Source organism: Pseudoroseicyclus sp. H15 (assembly GCF_054353345.1).
The window spans coordinates 140,206-154,864 of the sequence record NZ_JBTHJE010000002.1 but is presented as its reverse complement, the minus strand read 5'-3'; the positions used below and the strand labels follow the sequence as shown (position 1 = coordinate 154,864).

General features: G+C 67.9%; 15 protein-coding genes. 10 read left to right on the top strand and 5 right to left on the bottom strand.

Annotated features, from left to right (window positions below):
• Positions 1 to 543: a pseudouridine synthase gene (locus tag ACXN5S_RS04560; RefSeq protein ID WP_458604217.1), complete on the bottom strand. Its 543-nt coding sequence runs from the start codon at positions 541 to 543 to the stop codon at positions 1 to 3.
• A gap of 382 nt (positions 544 to 925) precedes the next feature.
• Between ACXN5S_RS04560 and ACXN5S_RS04555 the strand changes: the two genes are divergently transcribed.
• The 6 genes from ACXN5S_RS04555 to ACXN5S_RS04530 all read left to right on the top strand — a co-directional run bounded on the left by ACXN5S_RS04555 (position 926) and on the right by ACXN5S_RS04530 (position 7,220).
• Positions 926 to 2,095, top strand: a complete 1,170-nt coding sequence (locus ACXN5S_RS04555; protein ID WP_458604216.1) for a type III PLP-dependent enzyme — start codon at positions 926 to 928, stop codon at positions 2,093 to 2,095.
• A gap of 94 nt (positions 2,096 to 2,189) precedes the next feature.
• Positions 2,190 to 3,479 carry a DUF3422 family protein gene (locus ACXN5S_RS04550; RefSeq protein WP_458604215.1) on the top strand — a complete coding sequence of 430 codons (1,290 nt, stop codon included), beginning with the start codon at positions 2,190 to 2,192 and terminating at the stop codon, positions 3,477 to 3,479.
• A gap of 194 nt (positions 3,480 to 3,673) precedes the next feature.
• Entirely contained in the window at positions 3,674 to 4,327 is a 654-nt protein-coding gene (locus ACXN5S_RS04545) for a fumarylacetoacetate hydrolase family protein (protein ID WP_458604214.1), read from the top strand.
• 24 nt (positions 4,328 to 4,351) lie between these two features.
• Positions 4,352 to 5,386, top strand: coding sequence for a TRAP transporter substrate-binding protein (locus ACXN5S_RS04540; RefSeq protein WP_458604213.1), 1,035 nt, complete (start codon positions 4,352 to 4,354; stop codon positions 5,384 to 5,386).
• A complete protein-coding gene (locus ACXN5S_RS04535) occupies positions 5,383 to 5,919 on the top strand; it encodes a TRAP transporter small permease (protein ID WP_458604212.1) in 537 nt (178 codons plus the stop codon). The genes ACXN5S_RS04540 and ACXN5S_RS04535 overlap by 4 nt, the downstream gene beginning before the upstream one ends.
• Positions 5,916 to 7,220, top strand: a complete 1,305-nt coding sequence (locus tag ACXN5S_RS04530) for a TRAP transporter large permease (protein WP_458604211.1) — start codon at positions 5,916 to 5,918, stop codon at positions 7,218 to 7,220. The genes ACXN5S_RS04535 and ACXN5S_RS04530 overlap by 4 nt, the downstream gene beginning before the upstream one ends.
• A gap of 74 nt (positions 7,221 to 7,294) precedes the next feature.
• Here ACXN5S_RS04530 and ACXN5S_RS04525 read toward each other — a convergent pair whose 3' ends face one another.
• The 3 genes from ACXN5S_RS04525 to pyrC form a co-directional block, all read right to left on the bottom strand.
• Positions 7,295 to 8,794, bottom strand: coding sequence for a replicative DNA helicase (locus tag ACXN5S_RS04525; RefSeq protein WP_458604210.1), 1,500 nt, complete (start codon positions 8,792 to 8,794; stop codon positions 7,295 to 7,297).
• Between the two features lie 252 nt (positions 8,795 to 9,046).
• Complete coding sequence (locus ACXN5S_RS04520) at positions 9,047 to 9,721, bottom strand: orotate phosphoribosyltransferase (protein WP_458604209.1); 675 nt, start codon at positions 9,719 to 9,721, stop codon at positions 9,047 to 9,049.
• Positions 9,722 to 10,780: a dihydroorotase gene (gene pyrC / locus ACXN5S_RS04515; RefSeq protein WP_458604208.1), complete on the bottom strand. Its 1,059-nt coding sequence runs from the start codon at positions 10,778 to 10,780 to the stop codon at positions 9,722 to 9,724. It lies immediately after the preceding gene.
• Between the two features lie 105 nt (positions 10,781 to 10,885).
• Between pyrC and ACXN5S_RS04510 the strand changes: the two genes are divergently transcribed.
• Both ACXN5S_RS04510 and ACXN5S_RS04505 read left to right on the top strand, forming a co-directional pair.
• Positions 10,886 to 11,149, top strand: a complete 264-nt coding sequence (locus tag ACXN5S_RS04510) for a hypothetical protein (protein ID WP_458604207.1) — start codon at positions 10,886 to 10,888, stop codon at positions 11,147 to 11,149.
• A gap of 50 nt (positions 11,150 to 11,199) precedes the next feature.
• Positions 11,200 to 11,814: a hypothetical protein gene (locus tag ACXN5S_RS04505; RefSeq protein ID WP_458604206.1), complete on the top strand. Its 615-nt coding sequence runs from the start codon at positions 11,200 to 11,202 to the stop codon at positions 11,812 to 11,814.
• A 9-nt stretch (positions 11,815 to 11,823) separates the two neighbouring features.
• Here ACXN5S_RS04505 and ACXN5S_RS04500 read toward each other — a convergent pair whose 3' ends face one another.
• A complete protein-coding gene (locus ACXN5S_RS04500; protein WP_458604205.1) occupies positions 11,824 to 12,756 on the bottom strand; it encodes a hypothetical protein in 933 nt (310 codons plus the stop codon).
• A gap of 279 nt (positions 12,757 to 13,035) precedes the next feature.
• Between ACXN5S_RS04500 and ACXN5S_RS04495 the strand changes: the two genes are divergently transcribed.
• Complete coding sequence (locus ACXN5S_RS04495) at positions 13,036 to 13,503, top strand: peptidase S1 (protein WP_458604204.1); 468 nt, start codon at positions 13,036 to 13,038, stop codon at positions 13,501 to 13,503.
• 124 nt (positions 13,504 to 13,627) lie between these two features.
• Positions 13,628 to 14,602 carry an XdhC family protein gene (locus ACXN5S_RS04490; RefSeq protein ID WP_458604203.1) on the top strand — a complete coding sequence of 325 codons (975 nt, stop codon included), beginning with the start codon at positions 13,628 to 13,630 and terminating at the stop codon, positions 14,600 to 14,602.
• Positions 14,603 to 14,659: the final 57 nt, after the last annotated feature.

Here is a 14,659-nt window from a genome sequence, read left to right as displayed (position 1 = left end):
TCAGACCTGTCGCCATTCTCCCGGCGCGAGACCCTCTACGCTCCAGTCGCCCAGGCGCCAGCGTACCAGCCGCAGCACCGGGAAGCCGATGGCGGCGCACATGCGGCGCACCTGCCGGTTGCGCCCCTCTGTCAGCTCTATCTGCAGCCAGCGGTCGGGCACCGACTTGCGAAATCGAACCGGAGGGTCGCGCTCCCACAGGTCGGGCGGGTCGATCAGCTGGCACGGGGCAGGGCGGCAGGGCCCGTCCTTCAGGGTGACGCCCCGGCGGAGCGGCTCCAGGTCGGCCTCCTCTGGCGCTCCCTCCACCTGCGCGAGGTAGGTCTTCGGCGTCTTGTGCTTCGGCGAGGCCAGCCGCGCCTGCAACCGCCCGTCATCCGTCAGCACCAACAGCCCTTCGCTGTCGCGATCGAGCCGACCCGCCGGGTAGACGCCGGGCACATCGACGAAGGCCGACAGTGTCGGCCGGGGCGAGGGGCTCTTCGCGTCGGTGAATTGCGAGAGAACGCCGAACGGCTTGTTGAGGAGGATCACGCGGGCCATGCCCCATATGCGCCGCCGCCCGCCCAATCCGCAACTCCCCGCCACCCCATTCGCAACCGCCGCCACACTGATCTCAGCCGAACACGGCTAGCCCTCATCCCCCTGTCTTTGCTCTGAAAAATCCTCGGGGGGGTCGGGGGGCAGACAGCCCCCCGGGGCCTCAGCCAAAGGCCCCGCCACAGAAAAATGCCCCCACCCCAAATTCCCTCTTGATCCGAATCCACAACTGCCCCAAATGCGCGCTCAGGACGCCAACGCACGCGCCTCTGGCCACGACTGGACCCCGGGACGCCCGGAGCCACTCCAAGCACGCGTTTATGCAGCGACGGTAACGTCTCCTTTGGAACCTGGGGGTCTAGCCCCCGTCTGTCGGAGATGCCCGATGAACATGCATGTCGCAGGCGCTGTTGCGCCTTCCTTTGATGTCTCCAATCGTCTGGAAGCCTTCGCGGCTGAGTACGAGTGCGAGCATCCCACGCTGATCCTCGACATCGACCGTGTCGAAGAGCAGTACCGTGGGCTGAAGGCCGGCCTCGGCCGCGCCGATATCCACTATGCCGTCAAGGCCAACCCCCAGCGCGAAGTGCTGGAGCGGCTGATCTCGCTCGGCAGCCATTTCGACGCCGCCTCGAAGGGCGAAGTCGAGCTGTGCCTGTCGCTCGGCGCCAAGCCGCACCAGATCTCCTTCGGCAACACGATCAAGCGGGCCCGCGACATCGCCTGGGCGCATGAGCACGGCATCACCCTATTCGCCGCCGACAGCGCCGAAGAGCTGGAGAAGATTGCCGAAAACGCCCCCGGCGCGCAGGTCTACATCCGGCTCATCGTCGAGATGTCGCCCGGCGACTGGCCGCTCTCCCGTAAGTTCGGCTGCGACCATGACATGGCGCTGGAACTGCTCGACACCGCCCGCGATCTCGGCCTCGTGCCGACCGGCTTCTCGTTCCACGTGGGCAGCCAGACCCGCAAGGCCGAGATGTGGGGCCCGGTGCTCAAGGTCTTCGCCCGCACCTGGGAAGAGGCGAAAGCCCGTGGCCACGAGCTGACGCTGCTCAACATCGGCGGTGGCTTCCCGGCCTTCTATGGCGAAAGCATCGAGGCCCCCGCCGCCTATGCCGCCGGCGTCATGGAGCAGATCGAGGAGTTCTTCCCCGGCGTGCCGCGCGTGATGGCCGAGCCGGGCCGCGGCATGGTTGCCGAGGCCGGTGTCATCGTGGCCGAGGTCATGCTGGTGTCGCGCAAATCCGAGCGCGACATGCACCGCTGGGTCTACCTCTCGATCGGCCGCTTCTCGGGCCTGGCCGAAACGGAAGGCGAGGCGATCCGCTACCAGTTCCTGACCGAGAAGGATGGCGAGGCCATGGGCCCCTGCATCCTCGCCGGCCCGTCCTGCGACAGCGCCGACGTGCTTTATGAAAAGCGCCCGGTCATGCTGCCGATGGGCCTGCAGTCGGGCGACAAGGTGCTGATCCGCAACTCCGGCGCCTACACGACGACCTACTCGTCGGTCTGCTTCAACGGCTTCCCCCCGCTGGGCGTGCATGTCATCTGAGTACGGCGGCGGCATACCAAGGTATGCCGCTAACCGATTGAGTTAGCGCAGAATTTTCTTGTGCCATGCGCGGCGGGCGCCTAGCCTGCCGCGCATGCCCAATGCTTTGCCCCTTCAAGATCATCCCCGCCGCGCCGCCCTGGCGGCCGAGCTGCATGCGCGGCCCTTTCCCACGGCCGCCTCGCCCGGGCAGGCTGTTTATCTGGCACTTAAGCCAACAGAGAATGCCGCGGGGCGCGACCGCGCCGCCGATTGGGATTACCTGCTGGAGCTGCTCGACCATTTCGGCGCGCCGCATCCGCCGCCGGGGGCCACGCATCATTCCTGCCAGCTCGGGCGCGCCACGCTGAAGTGGGAATGCCACACCGAGTTCGTCACCTACACGCTCATCCTCCCCGGCCTGCCGGCCCGGCCCTTCGCGCCCGAGGCGTTCGAGATGTTTCCGCCGAAATGGCTGTCGCACGCTCCGGCCCCGCGGCTGACCTCGGCGATTCTCACAATTCTGCCCATGCAGGACGAGGCCGAGATCCTCGCCAATGCCGAGGATTGGTTCGTGCCGCAAAGCGTGGCCATCGCGCGGGTGCAGGAGGGGGAGCTGGTGATCGCCGGCGATTTCCGCTTCGATTCCGCCGGGCATATGCGCTTTGCCCTGTTCTCGGCCGAGAGCTGTTCGCCACGCCGGATCGGGCGCATCCTGCAACAGCTCTGCGAGATCGAAACCTACAAGGCCATCGCCATGCTCGGCCTCACCCGCGCCCGGCGGATGGAGGGCGAGATGGGCGCGGTAGAGACGCAGCTCAGCGAGCTTGTCGCCGAGATGGGTGGTACACTTTCGCCGGAGGAGACGCTGGGCGCGTTGCTCATGGTCTCGGCCGAGCTGGAGCGGCTGATCGCAGCTTCCTCCTTCCGCTTCGGCGCCACCGCCGCTTATGCCGCCATCGTGCATGAGCGCATCGCGGCTTTGCGCGAGGAGCGGCTTGGCGGGCGCCAGAGCTTCGGCGATTTCATGACGCGCCGGTTCGACCCTGCCGTGCGCACCGCGGCCAGCGCCGCAGCAAGGCTCGATGCCATGGCGGCACGGGCGGGCAGGGCGGCCGAGCTGCTGCGCACCCGCGTGGATGTGGAGCGTTCGGCGCAGAATCAGCGCCTGCTGGAATCGATGGACAGGCGGTCTGATCTGGCCCTGCGGCTGCAGCACACGGTCGAGGGGCTCTCCGTCGTCGCCATCTCTTACTACGCGCTGGGGCTCGCGAGCTATCTCGCCGCGCCGGCGGCAGAAGCGGCAGATGTGCCGAAGCCGCTGCTGATGGCTGCACTGGTGCCTGTCGTGGTGGGGGTGGTCTATCTGGCGATCCGTCGCATCAGGCGGCGGATGGAGACGTAGGTGAGGCGAGGCCCGAAGGCCCCGCCCAAACTCAGGATACTCGTTACGCAGATCTGCTCCAGAATCAGGAGGATGGTTCCTGACCGTCTGTGCTGAAGAACACATTACAGTTTCGGAATGTGTTGGGCAAGTCCTGTGGCAAAGTTTTTGGGCTTGGCGTAAGAGCAAATGACCGATGGCCAAAGGAGACCGGCATGTCTTACGTCTTTGCTCCGCCAGAGCCGGTGAGCCTGCCCATCGAGGGCTCGGACTCCCGCTTTCCCCTGCGCCGGATCTTCTGCGTCGGGCGCAATTACGCCGCCCATGCCGCCGAGATGGGCAACGAGGTCGACCGCGAGGCGCCATTCTATTTCACCAAGTCGCCGCATGGCGTGCTCAGCGACGGGGCCGACATGGTTTACCCGCCGGGCACAGAGAACCTGCATCACGAGGTCGAGCTTGTCGTGGCCCTGGGGGAGGGCGGCGAGATCTTCGGCCATGCCGTCGGGCTGGATATGACGCGGCGCGATCTGCAGGACATCGCGAAATCCGGCCGCCGGCCCTGGTCCACGGCGAAAGATTTCGAGGGCTCGGCCATCCTCGGCACCGTCACGCCCGGGCCGCTGGCCGGCAGCCATATCGCACTGAAGGTGAATGGCGAGACGCGGCAGTCGGCGCCGCTGTCGGACATGGTGTGGGATGTGCCCTCGCTGATCGCGCATCTGGGCGGGCTCTACACGCTGGCCGCCGGCGACCTCATCATGACAGGCACGCCCGCGGGTGTGGCAGCGGTGAGCCCCGGCGATGTGCTGGAGGCCGAGATCGAGGGGCTGACGCCGCTGCGCACCGCCATTCTGCCGCCGGCCTGACCTATCATTCGGGAGGAACGAGACATGAGCTTTTCCATCAAGACCCTCGCCGCGAGCACCGCGTTGGCGCTCTTCGCCACCGGCGCCGCCGCGCAGGAGGTAACCCTGCGGCTGCACCAGTTCCTGCCGGAAACCTCGGCGGTGCCCGCCAACATCCTGACGCCCTGGATCGAGGCCATCGAGGCCGAATCCGATGGCCGCATCGCGGTGGAGCACTATCCCTCGATGCAGCTCGGCGGCACCCCGCCCGAGCTGGTGGACCAGGTGCAGGACGGGATCGCCGATGTGATCTGGGTTCTGCCCGGCTACACGCCCGGGCGCTTCCCCTCGCTGGAGGTGATGGAGCTGCCGTTCCTCGTCACCGATGCCGGCCCGGCGAGCCGTGCGCTCTGGCGGCTGGCCGAAGAGCGTGACCTCTTCGACAGCGAGCTGGCCGGCATGAAAGTGCTGGGCCTCTGGGTGCACGGGCCGGGGGCGATCCACGCCAACGCGCCGGTGCATGAGCCCGGCGATCTGGCGGGCATGAACCTGCGGGCGCCGACGCGTACAGTGACGACGCTGCTCTCGTCGCTCGGCGCCAATGCCGTGGGTATGCCTGTGCCCGCCGTGCCCGAAGCGCTGCAGCGCGGGGTGATCGACGGGGCGGTGATCCCCTGGGAGGTGACGACCTCGATCCATGTCGCCGAGCTGATCGATAATCACACCGAGTTCGAGGGGCCCTATCTCTACACCGCCGCCTTCCTCTTCGCGATGAACCAGGACAGCTACGACGCGCTGCCCGATGACCTGAAAGCCGTGATCGACGCGCATTCCGGCGTCGATTTCTCCGGCGAGGCGGGGGCCACGCAGCTGGCGCTCGACGCGCCGGGCCGCGCGCTGGCGGTGGAAGAGGGCAACGACATCTACACCGTCTCGGGCGACGAGCTGGGGGCCTGGCACGAGGCCGCGGCGCCCGTCATCGCGGAATGGGTCGCGCAGATGGACGATGCGGGCCGCGATGGCACCGGCCTTCTGGCCGATGCGCAGCGCCTGATCGCCGAGGAAGCCGGCACGCAATGATGGCGGCCCTGGCCGAGCGACTGGCGCGCGGCATGGCGCTGGCCGGGGGGGCGCTGCTCGTCGCCCTTGGCCTGCTCATCTGCGTCTCGGTCACCGGCCGGGGCCTCGGCTCGCTCTCCGGCGCTGCCTGGTTGCCGGAGGGGCTGGCTGCCTGGCTCGGTCGCTTCGGCCAGATCAGAGGCGATTACGAGCTGGTGGAGATGGGCGCGGCGATCTGTGTGTTCGCCTTCCTGCCGCTGGCCGATCTGACCATGGTGCATGCACGGGTGGAGGTGTTCACCGAACGCTTCGGCGGGCGGCACTGGCTCGACCGGGGCTGGGCGCTGCTGATGGCGCTGGCCCTGACGATCATCGCCTGGCGGCTGGGCGTGGGCACGGGCGACAAGATGCGCAACGGCCAGACGAGCTTCATCTTCGCCATCCCGCTCTGGTGGCCCTATGCGGCCTGCTTCGTGCTGGCGGTGATGGGCGCGGCGCTGTCCTGGCTGAAACTGGCACTTGGGCTTGGGATTGGCCGGAAGGCGGCGGCGTGAGCGACCTGGCGCTCGGCTATCTGTCGCTGCCTGTGCTACTGGCACTTATCTTCCTGCGCCTGCCGATCGGGTTCGCCATGTCGGCCTGCGGCTTTGCCGGCCTCTGGATCGCGACGGGCAGCCCCTCCATCGCGCTGGCCCGGCTGAAGAGCGAGAGCTATTCGACCTTCGCCAATTACAACCTCACCGTGGTGCCGATGTTCCTGCTCATGGGGCAGTTCGCGGCGCTCTCGGGCCTGTCGCGCAGTCTTTTCGACGGTGCCGCTGCCTTCCTCGGCCACCGGCGCGGCGGGCTGGCGATGGCGGCCATCGGCGCTTCGGCCGGCTTCGGCGCCATCTGCGGCTCGTCACTTGCGACGGCGGCGACGATGGGGCGGATCGCGCTGCCTGAGCTGCGGCGGCACGGCTATCCCGGCGGGCTGTCGACGGCGGCGCTGGCGGCGGGCGGCACGCTCGGCATTCTGATCCCGCCCTCGGTGATCCTGGTGATCTACGCGATGCTGACCGAGGCGAATGTGGGCGATCTCTTCCTCGCCGCGCTGGTGCCGGGGCTGATCGCGGCGGCGCTCTACATGGGCGCGGCGCGCGCCTCGATCCGCGGGGGCGAGGGCGTGCTTCCTCGCCGCTCCTGGGCGGAGCGTCTCGGGGCCCTCGGGCAGCTCTGGCAGGTGGGCCTGCTCTTCGTGCTGGTGGTGGGCGGCATCTACGGCGGCCTCTTCACGCCGACGGAAGCCGCGGCGGTGGGGGCGATCCTCACCGGGCTCTTCGCGCTCGCCTCGGGCCGGCTGAGCTGGGCCAATGTCGGTGCGGCGCTGGCGGAGACGGCGGCAGCCAGTGCGATGATCTATTTCATCATTTTCGGCGCGGGCTTTTACAACGGCTTCCTTGCGCTCGCCCGGCTGCCGCAACATCTGGCCGGAGCAGTCGGCAGCTCCGACCTGGCGCCGCTGGTGGTGCTGGCGCTTATCTTGGTGCTCTATCTGCTTCTCGGCTGCGTGATGGATTCGCTCTCGATGATCCTGCTCACCATCCCGGTTTTCTGGCCACTGCTCCTGCAGCTCGATTTCGGGATGGACGCCGACAGCCTGGCCGTCTGGTTCGGCATCCTCACCCTCTCGGTGGTGGAGATCGGGCTGATCACGCCGCCGGTGGGGTTGAACCTGTTCATCATCAACCGGCTCGACCCGTCGGTGCCGCTGACCCAGACCTGGCGGGCGATGGTGCCGTTTCTGACGGCGGATCTGACGCGGGTGGTTCTGCTCTTCGCGCTGCCGGTGCTGTCGCTCTTCTGGATCGGGTGAGGCAGGGGGGCCAGCCCCCCGGCCTGCGGCCTCCCCCCGGGATATTTGAAGAAAAGCGAGGGAAGGGAGGGCGCTTACTGGAAGCCGATCTCGCCGCCGTCGTTCTGCCATTCCTTGGCGAGGTTGCCGAAGCGGGTGAAGCGGCCGTCGAAGCTGAGCTCGACCGTACCGACGGGGCCGTGGCGCTGCTTGCCGATGATCAGCTCGGCCTTGCCGTGAATGCGGGACATCGTGTCCTGCCAGGCGGCCATCTTTTCGAGCTCGGTCTCGGACGGCTTCTCGCGCTCTTTGTAATATTCCTCGCGGAAGACGAACATCACGACGTCGGCGTCCTGCTCGATCGAGCCGGATTCGCGAAGGTCGCTGAGCTGCGGGCGCTTGTCCTCGCGGCTTTCGACCTGGCGCGAGAGCTGGGAGAGCGCGATGACCGGGATGTGGAGCTCCTTGGCGATGGCTTTCAGCCCCCGCGTGATCTCGGAGATCTCGTTGACGCGGCTCTCGCTCTTTCCGCCGCCGCTGAGTAGCTGAAGGTAGTCGACGATGATGACGTCGAGCCCGTGCGTTCGCTTCAGCCGCCGGGCGCGGGCCGAGAGCTGGGCGATGGTGATGGCGGGCGTGTCGTCGATGAAGAGCGGCGCCGCCTCGAAATCCTTGGCGGCATCGACGAAGCGGCGGAACTCCACCTCATTCAGCTCGCCCTTGCGGATCAGCTCGCTCGGCACCTCGGCCGCGTCGGAGAGGATACGGGCGGCGAGCTGGTCGGCCGCCATCTCGAGAGAGAACAGGCCGACGACGCCGCCGTCGACCGCGCCTTCGGTGCCGTCGGGCAGGATGCCCTTGCGGTAGGCTTTCGCGACGTTGAAGGCGATGTTCACCGCCAGCGAGGTCTTCCCCATGGCCGGGCGGCCGGCGAGGATCAGAAGGTCGGATTTGTGCAGACCGCCGAGCTTCCGGTCGAGATCGACGAGCCCGGTGGAGATGCCGGCGAGGCCGCCGTCACGCTGATAGGCGGCGGCGGCGACCTGAACGGCTTCCGTCGCGGAGCGCAGGAAAGATTTGAAGCCCTGCTCCGTCCCCCCCTGTTCGGCGAGGCGGTAGAGCGCCGCTTCAGCCTCGACGATCTGCTCGGTGGGCTCGGACGAGATCTCGACCTTGCCGGCCTTGGCCGAGATGTCCTGCCCCAGCGCGATGAGCTCGCGGCGCAGGGCCATGTCGTAGATCATCTGGGCGTAATCGCGCGCCGCGAAGGAGGAGATGGCGCTGCCGGCGAGCTGCACGAGGTAACGTGCCCCGCCGAGCAGCTTGAGGCCTTCGTCTTCCTCCAGGAACGCCTTCAGCGTGACAGGCGAGGCGAGGGCGCCGCGGCCGATTCGCTGGCCGGCGATGTCGTAGATGCGGCCATGCACCGGCTCGTAGAAATGCTCCGGCTTCAGGATGGTCGAGATGCCGTCATGCAGCGCGTTGTTCGTGAGTATGGCGCCGAGGACATGCCGCTCCGCCTCGATGGAATGCGGAACGCTCTCTTCGCTGTCCTCGGCGCCTGCCTGCGGACGGACTGCCGTCACTTCATTCATCGCTGCCCCCGATTCCACCCTTCGCGCTGATTGTCTGCCTCGCGCCCGGCGGTGAGTGATCTTTTAACGCGGGGCGGGCCGGAAGGGCAAAATGTATAAGACGTGAATAGGATGTGGATAACTCTCATCCTAGCATATTTGGTGGTGTCAGGCGAGAGGCACTACCCCATGCGGGGGGTGTGCTGTGCGGGGAGCGCGCCTGCTTAACAATTGATTGAGAGGCGGCGGGAGCATCCACCGCCGCCGCAAAGCTTACGCCCGGGCTGCCTGCCAGCCGCGCGGGTCGCGCAGGAAGCGTTCGACTTCCGTCAGCGTCGAGGCCTCGAAGGTGCCGCGCTCGCGGGCGACGGCGAGGACATCCCACCAGGTGGTCAGGTGGATGAGGCGGATGTCATGCGCGGCCAGCGCCTCTGTCACGCCCTCGAAGATGCCGTAGTAGAAGATCACCGCCGTCCAGTTGCAGCTCGCGCCCGTCTGGCGGATCGCGTCGACGAAGGAGAGCTTGCTGCCGCCGTCGGTGGTGAGATCCTCGACCAGCAGCACGTTCTGGCTCGGGTCCATCACGCCTTCGATCCGGGCGTTCAGGCCGTAGCCCTTGGGCTTCTTGCGCACGTAGGTCATCGGTAGCGCCAGCCGCTCGGCCACGAAGGCCGAGAAGGGGATGCCCGCTGTCTCGCCGCCGGCGATATTGTGGAAGGCCTCGGCACCGGCCTCGCGCATGATCGTCATCGCCATGAAATCCATGATGAGCGAGCGGGCGCGGGGGAAGGAGACGATCTGCCGGCAGTTCACGTATGTGGGCGCCTGCTTGCCGGAGGCGAGGGTGAACGGCTCTTCGGCGTTGAAATTGACCGCGCCGATATCCAGCAGCATGCCGGCGGTAAGACGGGCGATCTCGTCCTTGGGGGGGAAACTCGCGGGGATCATTCAGGCCTCCGTCTCGACATGCCAGTGCAGGGGAAAGCCGGGGTCGAACAGGGTGACCGGGCCGTCGCCCGTCTCGATGCGCTCCGGCAGGGTGAGGGGGGCGCCGCGGCGCAGGGTGACGCGCGCCTCGTTCGGCGGCAGCCCGTAATAGCGCGGCCCGTTGAGCGAGGCGAAGGCCTCGAGCTTGTCGAGCTTCTTCACCGTGGCGAACACCTCGGCGAGGCAGGAGAGCGTGACCGGCGCCGTGAAGATGCCGGCGCAGCCGCAGGGCTGCAGCTTGGCCGGGTCGCTGTGCGGGGCGCTGTCGGTGCCGAGGAAGAAGCGCGGGTCGCCGGATACGGCGGCCTCGACCAGCGCCAGCCGGTGGCTCTCACGCTTGGCGACCGGCAGGCAGTAGTAATGCGGGCGGATGCCGCCGGCGAGGATGGCATTGCGGTTGATGATCAGGTGATGCGTGGTGATGGTCGCCGCGAGGTTCTTCTTGGCGTCGCGCACGTAATCCACCGCCGTCTGGGTGGTGACATGCTCCATGACGATCTTCAGATCGGGGATCTTCTTGCGAAGGGGCTTCAGCACCTTGTCGATGAAGACTGCCTCGCGGTCGAAGATGTCGATGCTGGGGTCGGTCACCTCGCCGTGGATGCACAGCGGCATGCCGATCTCGGCCATCCGCTCCAGCACCGGGCGGACCTTGTCGATGTCACGGACGCCTGAGGCGGAGTTGGTGGTGGCGCCGGCGGGGTAGAGCTTCACCGCCGTCGCGATGCCGGCGGCATGGGCGCGGGCGACATCCTCGGGGTCGGTCGCCTCCGTCAGGTAGAGCGTCATCAGGGGCTGAAAGCGGCTGCCCTCCGGCAGGGCGGCGAGGATGCGGTCGCGGTAGGCGCTCGCGTCATCGCCCGTCACCACGGGGGGCACGAGGTTGGGCATGATGATCGCCCGGCCGAAATGGCGGGCGCTTTCGGGGGCCACGGCCTGCAGCATGGCGCCGTCGCGCAGGTGCAGGTGCCAGTCGTCGGGCTGGCGGATCGTCAGGCTGTCGGGGCTCGATTTGCTCATGAACCGGCGAATACAAGCCTGCGCCGGGCTTGGCCATAGCACTTGATCCACGCCGCCAGCCCGTCATGATGCGCCCCGAGCGCCGATAACTCAGGGGAGAGACCGATGCTGGCATTTCTGTTCGGGCTGGTCGCCGGATTTCTGACGCCACACGCCGAAGAGCCGCTGGCTGCGCCCCTCGTGCGCGCGGCAAAGGGAAAGGTGGCATTCGAGCCGGGTGAGCAGCGGCTGCTGTCGTTCATCCTGTGCCTGCTCATCGCGGCGGTTCTGCTGATGATCGTGAGCTGGGGCTCGCCCTTTTGGCTCGTGCTCGGCGCCGGGCTTGGCTATTTCGCCACCCGCCTGATCGCGGCGGCCAACAACCGCTGAGGCGGCGAAGAGAATTGGAAGGCCGCCGTGGCGGTGAAGGAGGAGATTTCATGAGACATTTGCTGAGCGGCAGCGCTGCCGCCCTGAGCCTTCTGGCCAGCGTGGCCGGCGCAGAGTGCCTCGATTCGTCCGATCTGACCCGCGGCGTCGTCGTGCGCTTCGAGAATGGCGATTACACGATCAGCCGCCGCCAGGGCGACGGCTATCTCGGCATGGAAGAGCATTATGCCAACGGCGGCGCGCCCATGTATTTCCGCGCCCATCGCGGCATCTATTTCGTTGAAGAGGGCGAGGCGTCGCCGACCGGCGGCACTGTCGCCGGCACCGGGCTGACGATCGATTTCCCGACCGACCCCGCCATCCTGCCCGAGCCGCTGCCCGGCGTCTCATGGGAGGGGCAGACCGTGAACCTCTTCGACGATGGCAGCACCCGCGACGAGCGCGTCACCATTCGCTACAGCGAGGCGCCGCCGATCACGCTGTCGGATTGCAGCTATGAGGCCGTGCGCGCCGATATCCGCTACGATTGGGGCGATCAGGGCGGGCTCGATCTGGCCTATCTCTATCTGCCTGAGGTGAAGACCGCGATGATCCTCTCCAGCCAGTTCGACGGCGATGTTATGAGCGAGACGCGGCCCGTCGGGCTTGAGCGCTACACCAAGTAGAAGCGAACCTCAGGCGGCTTCGTGAGCCGAGAGGTCTTCGAGCAGCCGCTTGTAATAGCCGCCGTCTCCGGTGGTGGCGCCGTAGCGGGCGACGGCTGCCAGCCTCTGGCGGCTGCGCGGCCCGTCGAGCCGACGCGACAGGGCGCGCAACCATGAAGGATCGTTCCGCCGGGCGCGCCAGAGGCGGGCGAAGGCGGCGGGGCTGAGCGTGCCGTCCATCGCGGCGTCGATCATCGGCTCGAGGATGCTGAGCCGGGCACACATCGCCTCCAGCCCCGCGCCGCTGTAGCGCGCCCGCAGCGGCACTGCCGCCTCTGAGCGGAAGAGCGCGGCATGGGCAGCATCAGCGCCGAGCTGCGGGTCGTGCAGCACATAGGCGGCGCGGGCGCCCTCGATCATGTCGGGGGCAAAACCGTAGCGCGTGGTGAAGTCGAGCCGCCGCGCGGTCAGGTGGCGCCTGTCCCAGCCGGCGATGCCAGGCGTCAGGGTGGCCACGGGGCGAAGCGCCAGCACCCGTGCCCCGGGGGCCGCGAGTGAATACGCCGCCGCTGCGTAGCCGCCGGCATGGGCGCCGTAGAAGAGCACGTTGTCGAAATCTTCCAGGAAGCCATCGTCGCAGATCCGGTCGAAATAGCCCCAGAGGCGCGGATCGCGAAACCAGGTCTCGCCCTCAGCCAGGATCGCCAGATGCGACCAGCCCCGGGCCGCCGCCAGACGGTAGCCGAAGGGCAGGGCGCCGGGCTGGCTGCGCGCCTCGGCGAAGGTGGAGAAGGTGACGAGAAGGTCGCGCCCGTTGTCGGCCAGCAGCGCCGCATGGGCCGGGCCGATCGGCTCGTAATGCCCCTGCGCCTCGCCCAGCCGCGCAAGGCCCGCCCGCCAGCTTTCAGCCGAAAGGTCGGCGAGCGACAGGTCGGGGGAGGGGATCTCGTCGTAATCCGGCATGGGGCGGCTGTCTGGCTTTCGTCAAGGCATCGGGCCGCCCGGAGCGGCAGCCCCCAGACAGTGCCATTCATTCGCATTTTAGAAAAGTCTTAGGGATGGAAACACCGCGTTCACGCGCTGGCGGGTGGCCCCCGGTCAAGGAAAAGCTGCGCCGGGTATGGTTTTACTGACCAAACGGTCAAAAAGCCGGGCTTCACAGTTGACTCAAACTGTTGTGACGTCGGAATGATACGCCATCAAGTCGCCGCGTATTTCGGCGTCGCATGGAGGATTAGTCACATGATCAAGCAATTCGCGGCCGGACTTCTGGCTTTGGTCACTTTGGGCACCGGCGCGGCCCAGGCTTGCCCGGACTGGCAGGCGGCGCCCTATTTCGGGCAGATCACGCTCAACGCCGGCTTCACGCCCGACCCCTACGTGCGCAACATCACCGCCGGCGGCACGCAGAGCCTGTCGGGCTGCGGCGCGGCTGGCTGGGCGGGCTTCACCACCTCGCGCCCCGACTTCGACCTCTACTGGAACGGGAATTCCTCGCAGCTGACGATCGCCGTGCAATCGAACGCCGACGCCGTGCTGCTGGTGAACGCGCCGGACGGGACGTTCTATTACAATGACGATTACCGTGGCACGAACCCGGCGATCACCTTCTACAACCCGCAGCCGGGTCTCTACGACATCTGGATCGGCTCCTACGACGGCTCGCGTCGCAACCCCGGCCAGCTGATCTTCACCGAGCTCGGCTGGTAAGCCAGAGCCACCGAAGACCCAGGCTCACGGCCGCGGCGCATTCCAGCGCCGCGGCCGTTTCGCATTTACCCGGGAAGGGTCACGGGCGTAGGGTCACGCAGGTTCCAGCGCGAGGCCCCCTGAGATGACCGACTCCGCCGCCAGCCCGCCCGACATCATCGAAGCCCTTCTGAACTGGCACCGCGCCGGCCGCGGCGCCGTCCTCGCGACGGTCATGGAGGCCTGGAGCTCCGCCCCCACGCGGCCGGGCGCCATGATGGCGATCAGCGGCGCTGGCGAGCAGCTCGGCGACCTCGCCGGCGGCGCTGTCGAGGCAGAGGCCCTCCCGGCTGCGCGCGAGGCGCTGGCGGAGGGCAAGGCGCAGGAGCTGGCGTTGAGCGTCAGCGACGAGAGCGCCATGGAGGCCCGGCTCGCCTGCGGCGGGCGCATCCGCATCCTGCTGCAGCCGGTCGGCTCTGCGCTGCCGGAGGCGCTGCTGGCGGAGCTGGTAGAGGCGCGCGCAGCCCGGCGCCGCGTGGCGCTGGTCACACCGCTGGAGGGTGGCGCGCCGCGGCTGGAGGGGCCGGAGGCCTGGCCGGAGCCCTTCCGCACAGATCGCTCGGGCATCGACGCCGAGACGAACACCTTCGTCGCCCTGCAAAGCACGCCGGCGCGGCTGATGATCCTCGGCGCCGGGCAGATCGCCGAGGCGCTGGTGCCCATGGCCCGCGCCTGCGGTCTCTCGCCGCTCGTCATCGACCCGCGTCCCGGCTTCGCCGCCGTCTTCCACGCCGCACCCGTCACCTCCGACGCCCCCGAGGACGCGCTGGCCGAGGCGGCTCCCGACGAGCGCAGCGCCGTGGTGACGCTGACGCATGACCACCCGCTCGACGATGCCGCGCTCAAGGCCGCGCTGACCTGGCCCGCCTTCTACATCGGCGCCCTCGGCTCGCGCCGCACCCATGCCGCGCGCCTGCACCGGCTGGAGGAGGCCGGCATTTCGCCCGAGGCTGCCGCCCGCATTCAGGCACCTGTCGGGCTGAACATCGGCGCCGTCTCGCCTGCGGAGATTGCGGTGTCGATCCTGGCGGAGATCATAGCCGCCTTGCGCCGGGCGTGAGCAGCCCGGCTTGACCGGCAGGGCCGCCGAGACCAGTCTCGCCGCAAACACCAAAAG